The 14,061-nt window shown below is 70.6% G+C and carries 19 protein-coding genes and 1 pseudogene; 12 read left to right on the top strand and 8 right to left on the bottom strand.

The window, feature by feature from the left end; all coding sequences use genetic code 11:
- Positions 1-275 precede the first annotated feature (275 nt).
- The 3 genes from mshA (at position 276) to ACF07S_RS08920 (ending at position 3,042) form a co-directional block, all read left to right on the top strand.
- A complete protein-coding gene (gene mshA, locus ACF07S_RS08930) occupies positions 276-1,613 on the top strand; it encodes a D-inositol-3-phosphate glycosyltransferase (protein ID WP_391963854.1) in 1,338 nt (445 codons plus the stop codon).
- Entirely contained in the window at positions 1,606-2,127 is a 522-nt protein-coding gene (locus tag ACF07S_RS08925) for a YbjN domain-containing protein (RefSeq protein ID WP_391963853.1), read from the top strand. Before mshA ends, ACF07S_RS08925 begins: the two co-directional genes overlap by 8 nt.
- A gap of 111 nt (positions 2,128-2,238) precedes the next feature.
- On the top strand, positions 2,239-3,042 hold the full coding sequence (locus ACF07S_RS08920) for a hypothetical protein (protein ID WP_391963852.1): 804 nt from the start codon (positions 2,239-2,241) through the stop codon (positions 3,040-3,042).
- A gap of 17 nt (positions 3,043-3,059) precedes the next feature.
- On the opposite strand, the gene ACF07S_RS08915 is transcribed toward ACF07S_RS08920, so the two are convergent.
- A complete protein-coding gene (locus ACF07S_RS08915) occupies positions 3,060-3,863 on the bottom strand; it encodes an AraC family transcriptional regulator (protein ID WP_391963851.1) in 804 nt (267 codons plus the stop codon).
- A 50-nt stretch (positions 3,864-3,913) separates the two neighbouring features.
- On the opposite strand from ACF07S_RS08915, the gene ACF07S_RS08910 reads away from it, so the two are divergent.
- Entirely contained in the window at positions 3,914-4,330 is a 417-nt protein-coding gene (locus ACF07S_RS08910; protein WP_391963850.1) for a DUF2000 family protein, read from the top strand.
- Between the two features lie 51 nt (positions 4,331-4,381).
- Here ACF07S_RS08910 and ACF07S_RS08905 read toward each other — a convergent pair whose 3' ends face one another.
- From ACF07S_RS08905 to ACF07S_RS08885, 5 genes are all read right to left on the bottom strand, one after another.
- Positions 4,382-4,762, bottom strand: coding sequence for an antibiotic biosynthesis monooxygenase family protein (locus ACF07S_RS08905; protein ID WP_391973773.1), 381 nt, complete (start codon positions 4,760-4,762; stop codon positions 4,382-4,384).
- 234 nt (positions 4,763-4,996) lie between these two features.
- Positions 4,997-5,245 carry a DUF397 domain-containing protein gene (locus ACF07S_RS08900; protein WP_391963848.1) on the bottom strand — a complete coding sequence of 83 codons (249 nt, stop codon included), beginning with the start codon at positions 5,243-5,245 and terminating at the stop codon, positions 4,997-4,999.
- A gap of 8 nt (positions 5,246-5,253) precedes the next feature.
- Positions 5,254-6,120, bottom strand: a complete 867-nt coding sequence (locus ACF07S_RS08895; RefSeq protein WP_391973772.1) for an alpha/beta hydrolase — start codon at positions 6,118-6,120, stop codon at positions 5,254-5,256.
- A 42-nt stretch (positions 6,121-6,162) separates the two neighbouring features.
- On the bottom strand, positions 6,163-6,294 hold the full coding sequence (locus tag ACF07S_RS08890; protein WP_391963951.1) for a DUF397 domain-containing protein: 132 nt from the start codon (positions 6,292-6,294) through the stop codon (positions 6,163-6,165).
- Positions 6,257-7,171 (bottom strand): Scr1 family TA system antitoxin-like transcriptional regulator, encoded by a 915-nt coding sequence (locus ACF07S_RS08885; protein WP_391963950.1) that lies wholly within the window; start codon positions 7,169-7,171, stop codon positions 6,257-6,259. Before ACF07S_RS08885 ends, ACF07S_RS08890 begins: the two co-directional genes overlap by 38 nt.
- 165 nt (positions 7,172-7,336) lie before the next feature.
- Here ACF07S_RS08885 and ACF07S_RS08880 point away from each other — a divergent pair, with 165 nt between their 5' ends.
- On the top strand, positions 7,337-7,807 hold the full coding sequence (locus ACF07S_RS08880) for an ATP-binding protein (protein WP_391973771.1): 471 nt from the start codon (positions 7,337-7,339) through the stop codon (positions 7,805-7,807).
- A gap of 70 nt (positions 7,808-7,877) precedes the next feature.
- Positions 7,878-8,714: an FG-GAP and VCBS repeat-containing protein gene (locus ACF07S_RS08875; RefSeq protein ID WP_391973770.1), complete on the top strand. Its 837-nt coding sequence runs from the start codon at positions 7,878-7,880 to the stop codon at positions 8,712-8,714.
- An 8-nt stretch (positions 8,715-8,722) separates the two neighbouring features.
- On the opposite strand, the gene ACF07S_RS08870 is transcribed toward ACF07S_RS08875, so the two are convergent.
- Positions 8,723-9,499, bottom strand: a complete 777-nt coding sequence (locus ACF07S_RS08870) for a methyltransferase domain-containing protein (RefSeq protein WP_391973769.1) — start codon at positions 9,497-9,499, stop codon at positions 8,723-8,725.
- 536 nt (positions 9,500-10,035) lie between these two features.
- Between ACF07S_RS08870 and ACF07S_RS08865 the strand changes: the two genes are divergently transcribed.
- Entirely contained in the window at positions 10,036-10,635 is a 600-nt protein-coding gene (locus ACF07S_RS08865; RefSeq protein WP_391973768.1) for a hypothetical protein, read from the top strand.
- Positions 10,636-10,750: 115 nt separating this feature from the next.
- Positions 10,751-10,999, top strand: coding sequence for a hypothetical protein (locus ACF07S_RS08860; RefSeq protein WP_391963959.1), 249 nt, complete (start codon positions 10,751-10,753; stop codon positions 10,997-10,999).
- A 228-nt stretch (positions 11,000-11,227) separates the two neighbouring features.
- Here the strand turns inward: ACF07S_RS08860 and ACF07S_RS08855 are convergent.
- Positions 11,228-11,299, bottom strand: a pseudogene (locus ACF07S_RS08855) (hypothetical protein); the annotation flags it as partial.
- A 46-nt stretch (positions 11,300-11,345) separates the two neighbouring features.
- Here ACF07S_RS08855 and ACF07S_RS08850 point away from each other — a divergent pair.
- From ACF07S_RS08850 to ACF07S_RS08835, 4 genes are all read left to right on the top strand, one after another.
- On the top strand, positions 11,346-12,041 hold the full coding sequence (locus tag ACF07S_RS08850; RefSeq protein WP_391963949.1) for a TetR/AcrR family transcriptional regulator: 696 nt from the start codon (positions 11,346-11,348) through the stop codon (positions 12,039-12,041).
- Positions 11,966-12,262: a hypothetical protein gene (locus ACF07S_RS08845; protein ID WP_391963842.1), complete on the top strand. Its 297-nt coding sequence runs from the start codon at positions 11,966-11,968 to the stop codon at positions 12,260-12,262. The genes ACF07S_RS08850 and ACF07S_RS08845 overlap by 76 nt, the downstream gene beginning before the upstream one ends.
- Positions 12,259-12,660: a PIN domain-containing protein gene (locus ACF07S_RS08840; protein ID WP_391963841.1), complete on the top strand. Its 402-nt coding sequence runs from the start codon at positions 12,259-12,261 to the stop codon at positions 12,658-12,660. The genes ACF07S_RS08845 and ACF07S_RS08840 overlap by 4 nt, the downstream gene beginning before the upstream one ends.
- 644 nt (positions 12,661-13,304) lie before the next feature.
- Positions 13,305-14,061, top strand: a 757-nt coding sequence (locus tag ACF07S_RS08835) for an ice-binding family protein (RefSeq protein ID WP_391973819.1), incomplete at its 3' end; no start/stop codon positions are given.

Here is a 14,061-nt window from a genome sequence, read left to right as displayed (position 1 = left end):
ACTGTCATGGTGACGAGGGTAAGGGGGTGCTCGCGCGGGACACCGAGGAGTGCCGCGCCGGAACGGGGCCGCCGCCCCCGCTCTCCGCGGGCGCCACCCCCCCCGCTCCCCACGCCCCACACTCTCGAACGGTTGAGCGACATCCGGTAATGATTCGGCAAAGACGTGAACCGGAGAGGCCGTCCGGAAATGGCGGCGCGGTCGTCCGGTGTTGACGCCCCCGAGGGACCGGCACGCCCTCCGACAGCCATGCCCGCAGCGAGGAGGAACGCCACGTGAGCCAGTACATCGCGAGGCTCGGGCGGCGGTCCCCCGCCGCACCGTCGCGCCTGCGGCTGCACCGCAGGCCCCGCCGCGTGGCGATGCTCTCCGTGCACACCTCCCCGCTCCACCAGCCCGGCACCGGCGACGCGGGCGGCATGAACGTCTACATCGTGGAGCTCGCGCAGCGTCTCGCCGCGATCGACATCGAGGTCGAGATCTTCACCCGCGCGACCGCCGCCGCCCTCCCGCCCACCGTGGAACTCGCCCCCGGAGTCCTCGTCCGGCACGTCGACGCCGGCCCCTACGAGGGTCTGGCCAAGGAGGAGCTGCCCGCCCAGCTGTGCGCCTTCACCCACGGCGTGATGCAGGCCTGGGCAGGCCACCGCCCCGACCACTACGACCTGGTCCACTCCCACTACTGGCTCTCCGGCCACGTCGGCTGGCTCGCCGCCCAGCGCTGGGGCGTCCCCCTGGTGCACGCCATGCACACCATGGCCAAGGTCAAGAACGCCAGCCTGGCCGACGGCGACACCCCCGAGCCCGCGGCGCGGGTCATCGGCGAGACGCAGATCGTCGTCGCCGCCGACCGGCTGATCGCCAACACCGCCGAGGAGTCCGGCGAACTCGTCCGGCACTACGCGGCCGACCCCGGCAAGGTCGCCGTCGTCCACCCCGGCGTCAACCTCTCCCGCTTCCGCCCGGCCGACGGCCGCGCCGCCGCGCGGGCCCGCCTCGGCCTGCCCCCGGACGCGCTGATCCCGCTCTTCGCCGGCCGCATCCAGCCGTTGAAGGCCCCCGACATCCTGCTCCGCGCGGTGGCCGTCCTGCTCGACGAGCGTCCCGAGCTGCGCTCACGCCTCTGCGTCCCCGTGGTCGGCGGCCCCAGCGGCAGCGGCCTGGCCAAGCCGGAGGGGCTGCAGAAGCTCGCCGCGCGGCTCGGCATCGCGGACGTCGTGCGGTTCCGCCCGCCCGTCGGCCAGGAACAGCTCGCGGACTGGTTCCGCGCGGCGTCCGTGCTCGTGATGCCGTCCTACAGCGAGTCCTTCGGACTGGTCGCCATAGAGGCACAGGCCGCCGGCACCCCGGTGCTCGCGGCGGCGGTCGGCGGTCTGCCGGTGGCCGTGCGGGACGGGCACACCGGCTTCCTCGTCCAGGGCCACGACCCCGCCGCGTACGCGCGCGTGCTGCGCGAGTTCGCCGACCGCCCGCAGCTCGCCGAGCGCATGGGCGAGGCCGCCGCCCGGCACGCCCAGTCCTTCGGCTGGGACACCGCGGCCGCCGCCACGGCCGACGTCTACACGGCCGCGACCCACGCGCACCGCCGTCACGTACGCTCCCACCATGGCTGACAAGGCGGCGGAAGCAGGGCAGCGGCGGGCGGCGCGGGTCATCGAGGACGTGCTGAAGGACGCCGAACTGGAGTGGGAGAGCCCGGCGCCCGGCACTTACGTCGTGAAGCTCCCCGGCACCCGCAAGCTGTTCACGACCGTCTCCCTCATCGCCGGCCGGCACACGCTCTCCCTCAACGCCTTCGTCATCCGCCACCCCGACGAGAACGAGGCCGGCGTCCACCGCTGGCTGCTGGAACGCAACCTGAAGCTGTTCGGCGTGAGTTACGCCGTCGACCCGCTCGGCGACATCTACGTCACCGGCCGCCTGCCGCTGTCCGCGGTCACCCCGGAGGAGGTCGACCGGCTGCTCGGGCAGGTCCTGGAGGCCGCCGACGGCAGCTTCAACACCCTGCTGGAACTCGGCTTCGCCTCCGCGATCCGCAAGGAGTACGCCTGGCGGGTGTCGCGCGGCGAGCCGACCCGCAACCTGGACGCGTTCGCCCATCTGCTCCAGCGTCCCCCGGCCGGCTGACGACCGCGCAGGTCACAACGGGCGCGCCGAACGGATGTACGGGTACGTGCTGTTACTGTGCCGCCATCCGGACCCTGTTGGCCAGGGTCCCGTGCGTGAAGAGGAACGTACATGCGCACAGGCAGACCCGCCCTCACGGCCGCGCTCGCGGGAGCGCTGGCCCTCGGGGCCTTCACCGCCCAGCCCGCCCAGGCGGCCGACACCGGCGTCACGGTGACGGAGATGGTCGTGAACAACGGCAAGCCCATCGTCGTGGGCATCTCCGACGAGGTGCACCCCGCCGTCGGCTTCCGCATGACCTGGCCCTCGGGCCACTCGTCGGGCGACATCACCGCTTTCCCGTACCTGTACCACGACGTCACGGCCGCCCAGGGCGCCGCCGGCGGCGGCATCTACACGGGCTACGTCACCTACTACGACGACACCCCCAGCTCGGCGGACGTCGAGGGCGAGCTCTACATCGACCCCCGCTGGACCCTGGACTCCACCAACGACGCCACCACCTGGAAGGTCGCCGCGAACATCCGCGTCTGGACCTCCGACGACAAGCTCAAGGCCGAGGAGAACCTGACCGGCCTCGGCACGGTCCAGGTCAAGCGTGCGGCGCGGGCCACGGTCAACGCCTCGCCGGAACCGGTCGTCAAGAACAAGACGCTCACCGTGACGGGCAAGCTGACCCGCGCCGACTGGGGCAGGGAGGCCTACGTCGGATACGGCGGCAAGCTGGCCAAGCTCCAGTTCCGCAAGGCGGGCACCAGCACCTACACGACGGTCAAGACGGTGCGGGCGGACTCCGCCGGCTCCCTGCGGACCACGGTGACGGCCGCGGCCGACGGCTACTGGCGCTGGACGTTCGGCGAGACGTCCACGACGGGCGGGGCGACCGCGGCGGGTGACTACGTCGACGTGCGGTGACGCCGCGTGCCGCGCCGTCAGGGCCGGTGGCCGCCGGCGCGGTACCGCCCGGGTGTGGTCCCCACCAGCGTCCGGAAGTGCCGGGTGAGATGGGCCTGGTCGTAGAAGCCGGTGGCGGCCGCGACCCGGCTCGGTGACTCCCCGTCGAGCAGCAGCCGACGGGCGCGGCCCACCCGGCGGGACATCAGGTACTGGTGCGGGGCGATGCCGTAGGCGCCGCTGAAGACCCGTACGAGATGAGCGGGATGGGCGGACAGCAGCGCCGCGGCATCCGCCAGGACGAGACCCTCCACCACCCGCTCGTCGAGCAGCTCCCGCAGCCGGCGCGCGAGCACGGGGTCCCGCCGGGGTGTCTGCGCGGCGTCCCGCGACCGCAGGTGCTCGCGCAGCCGCTCCCCGACGAGCGTCAGCCTGCTCTCGGCCTCCAGTTCGTCACCGGGCCGCACCAGCGCGGAGTGCACCTGCCCGACGCGCCGCCGCAGCAGCGGGTCCCGCAGGTCGGGCCGGTCGACGGCGGCCCCGATGAGATCGTCGCCGAGACGGCCGGCGTCGAGGTAGAGCACCCGCTTGCGGAAGCCCTCGGAGGTGGCGGGCGAGCCGTTGTGGGGGACGTGCGGGGGCAGCAGCGACACCGTGTCGTGCGGAGTGCCGTGCTCGTGCCGGTCGAGGTCGTAGCGTACGGCGCCGTCGTCGACGATGAGCAGCGTCCAGGCGTCGTGGACGTGCATCGGGTAGGCGTACTCGGTGAAGCGGGCGTGGAAGACCTCGACGACTCCCGGAACGCGGGGTCGCCAGGCGGAGACCGTCCCCTGGGCGGGCATGCAAACAACGTACAAGACGCCGACGTGCCCCGATCGGCAGTCTCGGGGGCATGAGCACTCGCTTCGACACGAAGATCGCCGTACTGCTGCGCGAGGACCTGGAACCCTGGCAGCGCCTCAACGTCACCGCGTTCCTGGTCAGCGGCCTGGGCACCCGGTTCCCCGAGCTGGTCGGGGAGCCGTACGAGGACGCCGGCCAGGTGCCCTACCTGCCGATGTTCCGGCAGCCGGTCCTGGTCTTCCAGGGCTCGAAGGAGACCCTGAAGGCGGCCCACACCCGGGCCCTGTCCCGCGCCCTGCCCCGCGCGGTCTTCACCTCCGACCTGTTCGCCACGGGCCACGACGAGGCCAACCGCGCGGCGGTGCGCGCCGTCGGCACGGCGGACCTGGACCTGGTCGGCCTGTCGGTCCACGGCCCGAGGAACGCGGTGGACAAGGTCCTGAAGGGCGCGCGGATGCACCCGTGAGACGGCGGCCGCACACGGACCACGGCCGGTCAGCCCGCTGTCGGGCCCCTGTCAGCTCGCTGTCGGGCCCTGGGGGGCCTCCACCCGCGTGAACCCGTGGCTGCGCTCCACCTTCGCCACATGCAGCGTGTAGCTGCGGTACCACTGGTCCCGCCCGCGCTTCTGCGCCGCGCGGTGCTCGGCGTTGGACCGCCACTCCGCGAGGGCGTCGGCGTCGCGGAAGTACCCGACGGTGATGCCCAGCCCACCGGGAGTCTGCGCGTGGTCCATCCCCAGATAGCCGGGAACGTCCTTCACCAGGTCCTCCATGCGCGCGCTGGTCTCGCCGTACTCGCTCCGGTCCTGGGTCCGCACCGTGGTGAAGACGGCCACGTAGTAAGGGGGTTCAAAGGCCTCGACAGGCGTGACAGGCGCTTCGGGGGCGTTGGTCATGGCGCCACTGTAGGGCCGGGCGCGCCGCACGGTCCGGCGTCTTTCTGAACTGGACACGTAAAAGGTCCGGCTCCTGACCGGAGCCGTCCGGGCCGGCGTTCCCCGGCCACCTCGCGCCCGCGGTCACGTCCGCGCTCACGCCGGTGCGGCGGCGGGGGCGGCCGGCCCACCGGACCCTCGCGGGCGGGGGACCGGTGGGCCCCTCAGGCGTGACGCGACCGGTGCCCGGCGGGCTCAGTCCCGGTCGCGGCCGGCCTTCAACCCGCCTGTGAACGCAGCCCAGGCACCCGGCCCGAAAGCCAGTGCGGGGCCGTGCGGGACCTTGCTGTCACGGACGGGGACGACGCCGGGAAGCCCGGCGGCCACCTCCACGCAGTTGCCGCCCTCCTGATCGCTGTAGCTGCTCCTGCGCCACGCGACGCCGTTCTGATCGGGACGGGAACGGGGACGGGTCGTTCGCGCCACGGTGGTTGCCTCCGACACGGATCGGATCATGTCGGGAGCGATCGCAGGACGGCGTCGGCGTGTGTCCAGAGCAGGGCACCCGCGGCGGCGGGAAGCAGGTGCCGGGTGGCCTTCGGGATCACCCGGGCGAGCGATTCACCCAGGTCCGGAGAGTGGACCGGGCTGGTGTCCTGCTGTCCGTACCAGAGGTCCACCGGGACGGCGATGTCGGCGGGGTCGAATGGCCAGCGGCCCATCGCCAGGACGGTGTCGCGGGCATAGCCTGCCGGGCCCTGGCTGAACGCCTCGTCCATCGCGCGCCGGAAGGCGTGCTGGAAGACCGGGTCGGTGTAGACCGCCCGGTCCGCCTCGGGGCTGGCCATGATGATCAGGTCCCACAGCGCGTCGGTGCTGCCGAACTCGGCGAAGGAGACCTCAGCGGCGCCGGGGTCGGCCGCGACGGCGTCCACCAGGTCCCTCACCTGCGGGCTCAGCGAGTGGGCGAAGCGCGGATGGGCGAGTTCGTCGCTGCCGGACACCACGGCCACCGCGTTCACCAGGCCGTTGGCCGCCAGGGCGAGGGCGAACGGTGCCCCCTGCGAGAACCCCACCGCCGACGGCGTTCGCAGGCCCCGCTCCCGGATGAGGTGCCGGATGTCGGTGGCCCAACTCGTCAGGGTTCGGCCGGGGGCCGGGTCGGAGGCGCCGAGGCCGGGCCGGTCCACGTTGATGAGCCGGATCCCGGCCGAGCCGACGACACCGCCGCCGAAACCGAGCCACCTGCTGGTGGCCGCCCCCGGGCACACCAGCACCGGGGTGCCGTCGGCCGGCCCCCATTCCGCCCAGCCCAGGAGCCGGCCATCCGGGAGCCGGGTCCGTCCGAGCCGCGCCGGCTCCTGCACGCCGTAGTCCATGGTCCGTATCGTCCCCTTGTCCTCCGCCCGGATGCCCGTGCCTCAGCCCCGGTCGCGGCCGGCCTTCAACCCGCCTGTGAACGCAGCCCAGGCACCCGGCCCGAAAGCCAGTGCGGGGCCGTGCGGGACCTTGCTGTCACGGACGGGGACGACGCCGGGAAGCCCGGCGGCCACCTCCACGCAGTTGCCGCCCTCCTGATTGCTGTAGCTGCTCCTGCGCCACGCGACGCCGTTCTGATCGGGACGGGACCTTTGCTCCACGGTGGCTGTCCTCCATCACGGATCGGATCATGTTCAGTGACATGAGCGGGGGCAGGGCTGCCGCCCGCAGCCGATCGTAGGTCAGAGCGAAGCTCCTGACTTCGTCCGGATCCTCGATGAGTTGGCCGTAGTGCGCGCCCTCCGTGTAGGCGACGTCGGAGCCGTCCGGGAGCGTGAGCATCGTCAGCGAGCCACCCATCGCGTCGTGCTCGCCCTGTTCGAAGGGCAGCACCTGAACAGTGATGTGACGCTCCGACGAGGCGTCGAGCAACCGCGCCAACTGCTCCCGCATCACGGTCGGCCCACCTACCGGGCGCCGCAGCACCGCCTCGTCCAGAACGACGCGGAGCGTCGGCTTGTCGTCCAGGGTGAGCCGCCCCTGCCGTCCCATACGAGCCGACAGCCTCTCCTCCAACTGCGTCTCGTTGCACAGCGTGAGGCCGACGCTCAGAACTGCCCGCGCATACTCCTCCGTCTGCAGCAGACCAGGCACTACGTGCGCGGCGTACTCCCCGATGGACACCGCCCGCTCCGAGTACGCCATGAACTTCCGTGACCAGTCCGGGAAGGACTCCCGGTACACGTACGGCCAGAGCTCGACGAGCAGATCGTCCGCGCCGAGGACCGCGTCCAGCGCCCGCGCCAGCTCCAGCGTCGGTTTCGCTCCCGAGGCCCGCTCGATCTGGGTGATCCGGGTGGCCACCACGTGGACCCTCGCGCCGAGTTCGGCCTGGGTCAGCCCGGCCGCCGTGCGGAGCCTGCGCACCCGTGTGCCGAACAGCGCGGCCATGGATCCGCCGGGGTCAAGTTCTCTGGCCAAGACGTCACTTCCGTCCTTTACCAACCGAAAGGTAATGCCACGCCCTCTACCGATCGTAGGGCGATCTGCCGATCCTTGAGTACGGAACGTGATGACTCGCATACGATGCGAGACGACAGGCAAGGGCGGGCCGCTGTGCTGACAGGAACGACCACCAACACCACCGAGGCGCAGTTCGCCTCGACGCCCCGAGGCGCGAGGCTGGCGCGGTGCCTCTCCGTACGGTGGATGGAGGAACGGGGCCACCCGCAGGAGTCGGACGCGTCCTGCGCCGTCGCCCTGATCGTCGCCGAACTCGCCGCGAACGCCGTGCGGCACGGCCGCGTACCGGGGCGCGACGTCCGCCTCAGGCTCGTTCACGACGAGCCGTCCGGCCTGGTCCGCATCGAGGTGGCCGACGCCGCCTCCGACAGGCGGCCGCCCACGGTTCCGTCCTCCCCCTGCCCCGACGGGGAGTCGGGCCGCGGCCTGTTCCTGGTGGACGTCCTGGCCGAACGCTGGGGCTGGGAGCCCCGTGACCCCGTGGGCAAGACGGTCTGGGCGGAAGTGCCGTGCGGGAAGTGCCGCGACGCCGAGGGAGCGGAGCCGCCGCCGTACAGCCATTGAGCCCCCGCGCACCTCCGGGTTCGCAGCTCAAGCGTCTGTTCCCAGGACGCTTCTCGGACCACGGAGAACCATGCGCGCCTCACGCACCGTCCTCGCCGCCACCGCGAAGGCCGCCGACGACTTCAACGGCGACGGCTACCGCGACATGGTGCTGCTCGGCGGGGCGTACGGGAGGGACAGCCGGGTCACCGTCGTCTACGGCACGTCGGCCGGCCCCGGCACCCGGGTGCAGACCATCCACCAGGACTTGCCCGGCATACCCGGCTCGGTGGAGGCGGGTGACCAGTGGGGGTTCGCCGCGGCCGGCGCCGACCTCGACCGTGACGGGTACGCCGGCCTGGTGGTGGCCTCCCCGGGCGGGACCGTCGGCGACGTCCGCATGCGCGGCGGTCTGACGGTCGTGTGGGGCGGGTCCGAGGGCCTCGGCCCGGGCACCGTCCTCCACCCGCCCGTCGCGCCGGAGTACGAGGGCTCGGGCGACCGGTTCGGACTGGACGTCGTGGCCGGGGACTTCGACGGCGACGGCTACGCGGACCTCGCCGTCGGCGCTCCCGGCGAGGACCTGGAGGGCAAGCTCGACGGCGGCAGCGTCACGGTGCCGCCCGGGCGCGCGGGCGGTCTGACCGGCACCGGATCCAAGACGTACCACCAGAACACGTCCGGCATCGCGGGCGGTGTCGAGAACAACGACTGCTTCGCGGTGAACCTCAAGCTCACCGACTACACCCGCGACGGCCGCGCCGGATTCCTGGCCGACACCAACGAGCAGCTGGACAACACCCGTCGGGGTCTGGTCCACCTGCTGAAGGGGTCCTCGTCGGGCATCACCGGCACCGGCTCGAAGACGTACCCGGTGACGTCCCCGAACCTGCCCCGCACCACGCTCGGCGGCCCCTTCGCCCACTGACCCCCGACTCAGCGGGAGCAGACCACGCAGACGAGGGTGAACGACGCGTAGAAGGCCCCCGTCCGGGAGAGACCGTCGAACCAGTCCCGTCCGCGTGCCCGGTCGATGTGGCCCTCGTCGATGGCCCTCTGCAGATTGCGGCCCAGACCCAGGGTGTGGTCCGCCTCGTCGAAGTCGCGGAAGAACGGGGTCGTGGCGTGCACGGCCTCGACGCGGAAGCCCGCCCGCCCGGCGAGGCGGGCGAGGCCGCGTCCGATGGTCGCGTGGCGGACCACCTCGGTCGTGGTGAAGCGGGTGAAGGCGCGGCTGGTCTCGAGATCCTCCGCGTCGACGATCAGGGTGTCCCAGTCCGGCTCGGCGAACCCGACCCGGGCACCCGGCCGGGTGGCGCGATGGAGCTGCGCCAGCACGTCCGCGGGCTCCGCCACGTGCATCAGTACACGGTCGGTCCTGGCCCGGTCGATCGTCCCCGGCTCGACGGGGAGCGCGTGGGCGTCGCCCTCGCGGAGCTCCACCCGGCGCAGGCCGGCCGTGCGGGCCCGGGCCCGGTCGAGCATGGCCCGGTCGTGGTCGACGCCGATCACGGTGCCGCCGTCCCCGACGCGTTCCGCCAGCGCCGGCAGATCGGTTCCCGGCCCGCACCCGACGTCCAGGACGGTGTGGCCTTCCCGGACATCCAGCAGGCCGAGCATCCACCGCTTGTACGCCCGCCCCGCGTCACCGGCTGCGGCCCGCAGCATGTAGTCGGCCTGATCGGGTCGCGGCACACCAAGAGTCGTCGACATGCGTGCCAGTCAAGCAGCCCGGGTCCGGGGTCCGGGGGCGAAGGGAACGAAGCGAGCGGAACAGAGGACGGCACCGCTTCGCTGCTCGCCCACATCGGCTCGGAGAGTGCCAGGTGAAGCCGCATCGCCGTGCTGCTGTGCCGGGCTGCCCGAGGCACTCTGCCGCGTCCGGTGCTGCCGAAACGCGCGGACAATCCGAACACCGCCGCGCCCGGTCACTGGGATCTGGCCCGTCGCGAGGGGGCGCAAGCACAGCGCAATGCTGAGCAGCAGGGCGCCCTCTGTCTGCTTCTTCCCATTCGGTCAGGTTTGCTCGTCATTTCACTTGACGGCCGACTTGGTTGCCGAAAACGCTGTCGGAACGGTGGGTGACCTCTTGAATCCCGCACCTTTTCTCTACGTCTGTCAGGTGTCTCCGGTGACGTGGGAGGATTCTTCTGCTGTTCCCCCGGAGGGAATTGAACGGGAGCTGAGTGATCGTTCTCGTGATAGAGTTCCAGTGAATTCACAGGACGCCGCGAAAAAAGGGGAATGGCGTGAACACCGAGAAGGTAACGGCTCGACGTCTTACGGCCGAAGAGGCTTCGGAGTTGAATCTCCAGGACGGAATCTTCGTCTCGGCAGAGATGGATGGCCTTCCTCTCGACTGCTATGCCCCGGCTTCGCTCACGAAGCCGGGTAAGAACTTCGAGGGAGGGTCCTTCACCGCGAGGACGATATTCGGTCAGGAAATCCGCGTTCTCCCGGACAATGCCGAAGAGTCCGGGATCTGGGTTGCCGACAAGGCAGGGGAGGAAATCGAGGTTCTTCAGGGTGCCGGCGTCCTCCTGAATCTCGCCCTCTTCGTGCCCAACGGGAACAAGGAGTCCCTGGAGTCGCTCTACTCCGCCGCCCGGGACGCCTTCGGGGCGGGGATCGTTCAGCGCTGGAGTGAGGAAGTCGTCACGGTGCCGGATGTCAAGGTCGACTTGTTCGAGGAGCCGGCCCGGGGGCGGAAGAACGCGAGCAGCCAGAACCGCGACCGCCGCGCCTTGGACATCTACCCCACCCGAGTGCGATTCATGGAGCCCAGCGACGGCTGGAAGTTCATTGTCGAACTGCACAAAGAGGTCGTCGACGAGACACCGACGATCTGACCTGATGGCAGGTTAGCCTCGGTATTTCGCAGGAGCCCGTCAGCTTGCTGACGGGCTCTTTGAACCGCCCCGGGTCCGGGGACGGCGTGTTCTGGAAGACACCGGAGATCGTCGCGTGGGCGAAAAGCCGGCGTTCGCCTGGATCGATGACGAGATCACCGAGGCGGATCGCGCCTGGGTGAACGAGCATCACAGCGGCCCCGTTTTGCTGTACCGGGTCGATCTTTGCAACGGCATCACCAGCGACGACCTCGCCGCGCTCACGGCATGGGCGACCGGTCTGCGCTGGCCTGCAGCCGGTCGGCAACCGCCTGCGACGCTGTTCCTCACGGTCATTGCGGGACAGCCCTCGGCTGACACTTGAAGAATTTCTCTGGCGAGGGAAAATTCCTTGCCGGCAAGGAATTACGCTGCTCCGAGAACCTGCGACAGCGGAACAGCCCCGCACGGCCAAGATGCCCCCACCCGCGTAAGGATGTCCCTGATCACGCGCAGGAACAGCTTGTTCATGCAGATGAACACAGGGGCGATCTTTCGACTTTTCTACGCCGATCACGGTGCCGCCGTCCCCGACGCGTTCCGCCAGCGCCGGCAGATCGGTTCCCGGCCCGCACCCGACGTCCAGGACGGTGTGACCTTCCCGGACATCCAGCAGGTCGAGCATCCACTGCTTGTACGCCCGCCCCGCGTCACCGGCCGCGGCCCGCAGCATGGAGCAGCAGCGCCGTGACGAGGCCGAAGCCGCCTTGCTCCGGGCCGCAGCCGAACGGGTCGTCGAGCAGGGGATGCGTGCGCTGACCTTGGCGCGCGTCGGTGAGCGAGCGGGATACGGCCGGGGCATGGTCACGTACCGCTTCGGGTCCGAGCAGGCACTCGTCGAGCGCCTGGCGCGCGCGGGCCAGGCCGGATTCGTGTCCGGTCTCGCGGACCTGCCCCCGGGGCTGGACCGCCTCCTCCGACTGATCGACGGATACATCGCGAGGCTCGGCACCATGGGCGTACTGAACAGGGCGTTCCTGCTGCTGTGGGCCGAAGCCCCCATGTCCCCGGAACCGGCCCCGGTCTTCCGGGCGCGGAGCGCGGACTTCCGCGCCGATCTGTGCGAGGACCTCGCGGCGGGAATCGCCGACGGCACCATTCGTTCCGACGCCGCGCCCGAGGAGACGGCGATCGCCATCATGGGGCAGCCGCGCGGACTCGCCCTGCAACGGTTCCTCGATCCCGAGGTCGTCGACCCGGAACGACTGCGGCGGCCGGTCACCGAGCAGTGGCGCCGCGCGCCGGCCCGTTCGCAGAGCCGACCGCGGCCCTGGACCTGCGAGGAGCACGCGTGCAACCGGAGAAGAGAGCGCCCCTGCGATCGGACGCACGGCGCAACCGCGAGCGCATCCTGGCAGCGGCCCTGACCGAACCCACGCGCTCGGCGGACGCCCCGCTGAGCGCGATCACGCGCAAGGCGGGCGTCGGCCGGGGCGCGTTGAGGGGGGCGGTCAACCTCGCGCTGCGCTTCTATGCCGGGCAACAGGAGCGTGAGGCGCGCGTCAGCCGTCACTTCGAGCGTGCGCGTGAGTGGGGTGCCGTCGAGGACGCCGAGCGCCTCCACCGGGCGGAGAAGCACGGCCGGTGATCCACCTGCTCGACACCTCCGGCCTGGTCCGGCTGCTCCGCGAGCCCGAACTGCAGCCGGCCCGGTACGACGCGATCGATGCCGGAGCCGTCGTCTCCTGCTACGTGCAGCGCACCGAGTTCCTCCATAGTGCTCGGAACGGACGCGAGTACGACGAGATGTTCACGGACCTCTGTCCCGACGTGTCGGTACCGAACAACGCGGGGCGCTGGATCGGCGCGGTGCGACACCGCATGGCCCAGGCCGGTGAGCATCGCAGTGCCTCGGCGGTGGACTTGGTCATCGCCGCCACCGCGGCTTACCACGGCCTGGCCGTCCTCCACGAGGATGCCGACTGCCGTGCCGTTGCCCGGTACGCATCCGACCTCGGCGAGCACAGAGTCCACGACATCGCCTGAAGTGGTTCGTCGCCCGGCACGTGGTGGACGGAGGCGTTCCGCGAACACGCGGCCTCTGTTTCCATGGCGGGCTGACCAGCGGCCTTGTCGAGACACCGAGGAGCCCTCCGCCAGTGCGGCCGGTACTTCGTCTCGTCCCGGAGATCGTCTGTGCCTCAGTCGACGAAGGCCGGCCGCGACGGCAGACACGCCGACCGATCAGGCGCGCGTGTGCTTTGCACCCCCACCGGTCTCAACCACGCCCAGAGACGGCCCAGAGACGGCCCGTCGGCCTATCCCGCCGTCCTGCGAGCTGATGCACCTCCCGCACTCCCCGGCGTGCCCGGCCCCGTAGCTCCTTCAGGCGACTGTGGAACGCCTTGTGGCGGTTCCGGTCGAGGTTCAGCGGGAGATCGAAGGAGATTTACTCCGTGACGGCTCGCTCCGGGTGAATGCCAATCTGGTGGCATTACGCCAGTCATCCGTTCGAAGTAAACCGGTTCGCGCCATTCGGTCCATTGGGCATTTTTATGCGCCGGTGCGGTGGTTAGCCAATTCCGGTGAAGATTCTCGAATCAACCGTAAATCGATCCCTGTCGTGAATAACATACCGCCGTCAGAACTGTCAGTCAGGCACCCCCCACCACCACAGGAGTTGGCCCTCGATGACGTTGAATATCCTAGGTGCCCCACGGCGCGCCTTGTCGCTTTGGGTCGCGGCGGTGGTAACCGCCGTGATTGCCGCTGCCGTGATCGCGATGTCACCGACACGCGCAAGTGCCGTTGCCACGGCTGTCCCTCTGGGCACGGCAGCAGATTTCGGAGTACTGGCTGGTTCGACGGTCACCAACACCGGCCCGACGACGGTCGAGCGTAACGTCGGGGTGAGTCCGGGTGCGGCGGTAGTGGGGTTCCCGCCCGGCGCGGTGCTGCCGCCCGGCACCATCCACGCTGCCGACGCCGTCGCTCTGCAGGCTCAGAACGATCTGACCACCGCGTACAACCAGGCCGCCGGGCAGGCACCGGACGTCACGTACACCGGAGATCCCGTGGAGCTCGGTGGTCAGACGCTGACTCCGGGCGTCTACAGGGTGCCCGTCAGTGCCCAGATCACCGGCACCCTCACCCTGAACGGCCAGAACGACCCCAATGCTGTCTGGGTGTTCCAGGTCGGTTCGACGCTGACGACGGCATCCGCCAGCCGGGTGCTCCTCACCAATGGCGCCAACCCGTGCAACGTGTACTGGCAGATCGGCAGCTCGGCCACTCTCGGTACCAACTCCACGTTCGTGGGCAACATCCTGGCCTTGACCTCGATCAGTGCCAACACGGGGACGACCGTCAACGGCCGGCTGCTGGCCCGCAACGGTGCGGTGACGCTGGACTCCAACACGATCTTCCAGGGTGAGTGCGGGACCACTC

Origin of the sequence: Streptomyces sp. NPDC016640 (assembly GCF_043076215.1) — a bacterium.
GTDB lineage: Bacteria > Actinomycetota > Actinomycetes > Streptomycetales > Streptomycetaceae > Streptomyces.
Note: the sequence above shows the minus strand (reverse complement) of the source record. Positions and strands in the feature narration are given on the sequence as shown.

What these genes read in the sequence shown, in the direction of transcription:
- ACF07S_RS08925 (WP_391963853.1), top strand. Translation starts at nt 1,606, where the DNA reads ATGGCTGACAAGGCGGCGGAAGCAGGGCAGCGGCGGGCGGCGCGGGTC.
- ACF07S_RS08920 (WP_391963852.1), top strand. Translation starts at nt 2,239, where the DNA reads ATGCGCACAGGCAGACCCGCCCTCACGGCCGCGCTCGCGGGAGCGCTG.
- ACF07S_RS08915 (WP_391963851.1), bottom strand. Translation starts at nt 3,863, where the DNA reads ATGCCCGCCCAGGGGACGGTCTCCGCCTGGCGACCCCGCGTTCCGGGA.
- ACF07S_RS08910 (WP_391963850.1), top strand. Translation starts at nt 3,914, where the DNA reads ATGAGCACTCGCTTCGACACGAAGATCGCCGTACTGCTGCGCGAGGAC.
- ACF07S_RS08905 (WP_391973773.1), bottom strand. Translation starts at nt 4,762, where the DNA reads ATGACCAACGCCCCCGAAGCGCCTGTCACGCCTGTCGAGGCCTTTGAA.
- ACF07S_RS08895 (WP_391973772.1), bottom strand. Translation starts at nt 6,120, where the DNA reads ATGGACTACGGCGTGCAGGAGCCGGCGCGGCTCGGACGGACCCGGCTC.
- ACF07S_RS08885 (WP_391963950.1), bottom strand. Translation starts at nt 7,171, where the DNA reads ATGGCCGCGCTGTTCGGCACACGGGTGCGCAGGCTCCGCACGGCGGCC.
- ACF07S_RS08875 (WP_391973770.1), top strand. Translation starts at nt 7,878, where the DNA reads ATGCGCGCCTCACGCACCGTCCTCGCCGCCACCGCGAAGGCCGCCGAC.
- ACF07S_RS08870 (WP_391973769.1), bottom strand. Translation starts at nt 9,499, where the DNA reads ATGTCGACGACTCTTGGTGTGCCGCGACCCGATCAGGCCGACTACATG.
- ACF07S_RS08850 (WP_391963949.1), top strand. Translation starts at nt 11,346, where the DNA reads ATGGAGCAGCAGCGCCGTGACGAGGCCGAAGCCGCCTTGCTCCGGGCC.